The 5,207-nt window shown below is 72.9% G+C and carries 4 protein-coding genes and 2 pseudogenes; all 6 read right to left on the reverse strand.

Annotation, left to right across the window (positions count from 1 at the left end):
• Window positions 1-161: pseudogene (locus tag QZ433_RS09385) on the reverse strand (methionyl-tRNA formyltransferase); the annotation flags it as partial.
• Window positions 162-219: 58 nt separating this feature from the next.
• Complete coding sequence (locus QZ433_RS09390) at window positions 220-2,202, reverse strand: primosomal protein N' (RefSeq protein ID WP_295782455.1); 1,983 nt, start codon at window positions 2,200-2,202, stop codon at window positions 220-222.
• A 124-nt stretch (window positions 2,203-2,326) separates the two neighbouring features.
• Window positions 2,327-3,520, reverse strand: coding sequence for a methionine adenosyltransferase (gene metK, locus QZ433_RS09395; protein WP_295782456.1), 1,194 nt, complete (start codon window positions 3,518-3,520; stop codon window positions 2,327-2,329).
• A 116-nt stretch (window positions 3,521-3,636) separates the two neighbouring features.
• Window positions 3,637-3,891: a DNA-directed RNA polymerase subunit omega gene (gene rpoZ, locus QZ433_RS09400; RefSeq protein ID WP_076490512.1), complete on the reverse strand. Its 255-nt coding sequence runs from the start codon at window positions 3,889-3,891 to the stop codon at window positions 3,637-3,639.
• 113 nt (window positions 3,892-4,004) lie between these two features.
• Window positions 4,005-4,910: a guanylate kinase gene (gene gmk, locus QZ433_RS09405; protein WP_295782462.1), complete on the reverse strand. Its 906-nt coding sequence runs from the start codon at window positions 4,908-4,910 to the stop codon at window positions 4,005-4,007.
• Window positions 4,903-5,207: pseudogene (locus QZ433_RS09410) on the reverse strand (orotidine 5'-phosphate decarboxylase); the annotation flags it as partial. The pseudogene QZ433_RS09410 and the gene gmk, both read right to left, overlap by 8 nt.

Raw genomic sequence — 5,207 nt, forward strand, 5'->3', positions numbered from 1 at the left:
TCTTCGGCGGCCCGCGCGACCGGCGAGGGGGTGAGCACGCGCTTGCGTCCGAGCGGAGCGTCGCTGCGGGTGACGACGGCCGCGATCTCGTGTGTGCCGGATGCCAGGGCACGCAGAGAGGGGACGGCGACGGCGGGTGTGCCGGCGAAGACGAGGCGCATGGTTCTCCTCAGGCTCGGGAGCGGGCGGGTGATGACGGGGCGGTCGCAGCTCGCCCGCTCAGAGGTCGGGCTCGGGGATGTCGAGGCGGACTCTGAGCGTACTGCGGGGGCGGGGGCCGCGATCCTTGCGCGACTTGCGCGCGCGCAGGGCATCGGCGATCACCCCCGCGCGCAGCGCCTCGGCGACGGCGCGGCCGTGGGCGTAGTCGAAACGGACCAGGGCGCGGGACGTCGAGGTGTCGGTGTCGGTCGAGGTGTCGACCGGGCCGAGAACGGCGAGGGCGTCGAGACCGGGCACCGTCTCGCGCAGCGACGTCAGCAGCGCGTCGACGCTTCTCGCGTGCCCGTCGACGCTCGCCACGCGGACGGCGGGCGGCATCCGCAAGGGGGCGCGGTCGGCGAGCTCGGCGCGCGCGTACGCCGGCTGCGTCCAGGTCGCGAGTGCGCGTGCGACCGGACCGGCGACCCCGACGAGGTGGACGGGCGCACCGGGGGCCGCGAGGGCCGCCGCGTTGGACCACCACCGCAGGCAATGCTCGCCGATGCGCAGGGCCTCGTTCTGCAGCATCCGACCGCCGTCGAGGAGGATGACCGCGCGGTAGCCGCCGTGGGCGAGAGGTTCGGCTCCACGGGTGGCGATGACCAGGGCCGGTGCGGCGTCGACCTCCGCCACGGGATGCGCGCCGTCGGCGACGATCACGCGCGTGTTCGGGAACGCGCGACCGAGCTCGTCGGCGGTGCGCTCGCTGCCCGACGAGGCCATGCGCAGCTTGACCGAGCCGCAGTGTCCGCACGCCCAGGAGTGGGCGCTGCGCCCGCACCAGGCGCACACGGGCGTGGCTCCCGGTCGGGCCGCTCGCAAGGGGCCCGCGCAGTGCTGACAGCGCGCCGGACGGCGGCAATCGGCGCAGACGAGCGAGGGCGCGTAGCCGGGGCGCGCGACCTGGACGAGCACCGGTCCCTGCTGCAGCGCCTCGCGCGCGGCGGCGAAGGCCGAGGACGGCACGCGGGACTGACGTTGCTCGCCCTCGCGCGTGGCGCTGAGCACCACCCGCGGACTCGGTCGGCGCGCCTGCGGGAGCTCGCGCACGTAGCCCACGTCGACCAGTCGCTGCACGTCCGTCGTCCGGGTGTGACCGGCGAACACCAACGCGGAGTGCTCGAGCTCCTGACGCACCAGGGCCGCATCGCGCGCGTGCACGCCCGGAGCCAACGGCTCGGCCAACAGGGTGTCGCCGTCGTCCCAGATCGCGACGAGCCCCGTATCGTGCGCGGGCGCGTAGACGCCCGAGCGCCGCCCGACGACGATGCAGGGAACGGGGGCGAGTGTGCGCAGGTACTGGGCATAACGCGCCGGACCGGCCTGATCGGCGTCGTCGCGCACGACGGCGTCGGGCGCGACGAGCTCGGCCAGGGCGGCGAGCAGCTGCGCCTGATCGCGGTAGTCGGGCACCACGAGCACGGCGCTGCGTCCGCGCGCCAGCGTGTGCACGGCCGCGGCGGCCAGCAGATCGGCCCACGCGCCCCGGGGCCGCTCGGGATGCGGATGCGGAGGTGCGTCGACCGCGAGGCGTTCGCCCGCATCGAGGGCCGCGGCGAGGTCGGGGTACGCGGCGAGGGTCGCCTCGGCGCGCTCGCGCGCGGCGGGCACGACCTCGGGGGCCTCGGGCACCGGGGCCGCCGCCCACGCCTTCTCGGCCCGCACCATGCGCTTCGGCACGGCCAGGCGCAGGATGTCGCTCACCGAGCCCGCGGCGCGGTCCGCCACGCGACGGGCGAGGGTGTACAGGCGCTCGGGCAGGACCGGCATCGGGGAGACCACGGCCTCGACGGACGAGAGCGGACGCTCGGTGCCGTCGTCGGCGACGACCTCGACGACGAACGCGTCCATCATGCGCCCCGCGGATCGCAACGGCACCTTGACCCGCACACCGGGAGCGACGTCGGCCACGAGCGGATGCGGGACGGCGTAGTCGAACAGGCGGTCGAGCTGCGGGACCGGGGACTCGAGCTGCACGCGCGCGACGCGGCGCTCGCTCATGAGGGCCCGCTCGAGGCCGCCGACACGCCGATCGGACGGCGGTGGCCCGTGGCCCGCACCGGCGCCCCCGTCGTCGACCGGTCACCGACCGGGCCGCGGGCGGGGCGCACTCCCCCACCCACGCTCAGAGTCCGGCGGCCGCGCGCAGCTCGTCGACGCGGTCGGTGCGCTCCCAGGTGAAGTCGGGCAACTCGCGCCCGAAGTGGCCGTAGGTGGCGGTCCGGGCGTAGATCGGACGCAGCAGGTCGAGCTGCTCGACGATCGCCGCGGGTCGAAGGTCGAACACCTCGCGGATCGCACGCACGATGACGTCCTCGGACACGTGGGCGGTGCCGAACGACTCGACGTACAGGCCGACGGGGTTGGCCTTGCCGATCGCGTAGGCGATCTGCACTTCGAGGCGGTCCGCGAGCCCGGCGGCGACGGCGTTCTTGGCGACCCACCGCATGGCGTAGGCTGCGGAGCGGTCGACCTTGGACGGGTCTTTACCGCTGAACGCCCCGCCGCCGTGGCGGGACGCGCCACCGTAGGTGTCGATGATGATCTTGCGCCCGGTGAGCCCGGCGTCGCCCTTGGGGCCGCCGATGACGAAGGGCCCCGCCGGGTTGATGTAGTACTTCACGTCGGGCAGGTCGAGGCCCGTCTCGGCGAGCACGGGATCGATCACCGCGGCCTGCACCTCGGCACGCAGATCTTCTTGCGAGATGTCGGGGTGGTGCTGCGTCGACAGCACGACCGAGTCGACCGAGCGCGGCACGAGGCCGTCGTAGCCGAGCGTGACCTGGGTCTTGCCGTCGGGGCGCAGGAACGCGAGCTGGCCGCTCTTGCGGACGGATGCCAGGCGCTCGGCGATGCGGTGCGCGGTCCACGCCGCCATCGGCATGAGCTGCGGGGTCTCGTTCGTGGCGAAACCGAACATGATGCCCTGGTCGCCGGCGCCCTGCAGATCGCGCGGATCGACCGAGCCGCGCTCGCGCTGCTCGAACGCCTTGTTGACGCCCGCGGCGATGTCGGAGGACTGCGCGCCGATCGACACGCTCACGCCGCACGAGTCGCCGTCGAATCCGGTGTCGCTCGAGGTGTACCCGATGCGGTTGACCACGTCGCGCACGATCGCGGGGATCTCGACGTAGGCGCTCGTGGACACCTCGCCGGCGACGTGCACCAGCCCCGTGGTGACGAGGGTCTCGACGGCGACACGGCCGGAGGGATCCTCGGTGAGGATGGCGTCGAGGATGCTGTCGGAGATCTGGTCGCAGATCTTGTCGGGGTGTCCTTCGGTGACGGACTCGGACGTGAACAGGCGCAGGTCGGTCAAGACGACTCCGGAGGGCTCAAGGGGCGGGGACGGGCACAAGTATGCCCCGGGCGGCGGTGAGCCGCCCGGGGCATCGTCACATCTGTGAACAGATCACGACATGAGTCGGCTGGGGATTACTCCGCAGCCTTGAGGCGCAGCTTGTCCTCGTGGATCTCGTGCAGCGCGATGGTGAGGGGCTTGTCCTCGACGGTCGAGTCGACCAGGGGGCCGACGTTGTCGAAGAGGTTTCCCTCGTGCAGGTCGGAGTAGTAGTCGTTGATCTGACGCGCGCGCTTGGACGCGTAGATGACGAGCTGGTACTTCGAGTCGACCTTGTCGAGCAGAGCGTCGATGGGCGGGTCGATGATGCCCTTGTCACGTCCGGCCATGGGGAACCTCCTGGTTCGGCGGATGGGGTGGATGCGGCGCGTCGAGCGCCGAAGCATCCTCTTATTCTAGCCGACGCCGGCCCGGCCCGTGCCGAGGGCGTCGCGGGTCGTCGTCAGTGTTGCGCGGACGCCAGCGCGACCACGTCGCGAGCGGCGGACGCCACGTCCTCGTTCACGACGCGGTAGTCGAACTCGTTCTGCGCAGCCAGTTCGACGCGGGCGGTGCGCAGGCGTCGTGCGCGCTCCTCGGCATCCTCGGTCCCGCGTCCGACCAGGCGGTCGACGAGCTCGTCCCAGCTCGGCGGGAGCAGGAACACCAGGGTGGCCGAGGGATCGGCCGCGCGCACCTGGCGGGCGCCCTGCAGGTCGATCTCGAGCAGGGCCGTCCCCCCACCCGCGAGCACGCGCTCGATGGGCTCGCGAGGCGTGCCGTAGCGGTTCTGGTTGTGCACCACGGCCCATTCCAGCAGCTCCCCCGCCGCGATGAGGCGGTCGAATTCGGCGTCGTCGACGAAGTAGTAGTGCTGTCCGTCGACCTCGCCGGGGCGGGGCTGACGCGTCGTCGCCGACACCGAGAGGTGGATCTCGGGGTAGTTCTCCTTGATGTGGGCCGCCACGGTCCCCTTGCCGACCGCGGTCGGACCGGCCAGCACGATCAGGCGACTGCGTCCCTCGCGCGGACCCGGCTCGGGCCATCGCGCATCGAGATAGGCGCGCAGTGCGTCGCGCTGACGGGTGCCGAGGCCCCCCAGTCGCTTGACCGGTGAGATGTTCAGCGAAGCGAGGATGCGGTCGCGCTTGCTCTCGCCGATCGCGGGGATCGCCGTGAGGAACTCGGTCACGCGCATCGCCCCGGCCGCTGACTGCGGATCGGCGAGTCCGCGCCGCAGGAGCTCCTGCGGGGAGATGACGCGGGTCGACACGTCGCGCTTGAGCGCGGCGCGCTCGCGACGTGCCTCGACGGCGCGGCGCGAGGCGGCGGCGCGGTCGACCTCGGGCGGACGACGGGTTTCAGCCATTCAGGGACTCCCGGTAGAGCGCGGCGCGCTCGTCGATGCGGGCGGAGAGGCGATCGGGCCCGACCGCGAGGATGCTGCGGCTCTCGTTGGCGACGACCGCGGACGCGACGTAGCCGAACAGTCGGCCGAGATCGGCCGGCGCGGCCCCCTGCGCGCCGAAGCCCGGCGCGAGGATGGGCATGCCCGCGAGGGCCACGTCTCCGAGACCGAAGGCTGCTCGGTCGACGGTGGCGCCGACGACGACGCCGATCGACCCGAGGGCACCGGGAGCGCCAATATTGGCCTCGTTGACGTCGT

The sequence above is a fragment of the uncultured Microbacterium sp. genome (assembly GCF_913776565.1).
GTDB lineage: Bacteria > Actinomycetota > Actinomycetes > Actinomycetales > Microbacteriaceae > Microbacterium.

Coding starts and splice junctions, on each gene's coding strand:
- QZ433_RS09390 (WP_295782455.1), bottom strand. CDS start 2,202: ATGAGCGAGCGCCGCGTCGCGCGCGTGCAGCTCGAGTCCCCGGTCCCG.
- gmk (WP_295782462.1), bottom strand. CDS start 4,910: ATGGCTGAAACCCGTCGTCCGCCCGAGGTCGACCGCGCCGCCGCCTCG.
- rpoZ (WP_076490512.1), bottom strand. CDS start 3,891: ATGGCCGGACGTGACAAGGGCATCATCGACCCGCCCATCGACGCTCTG.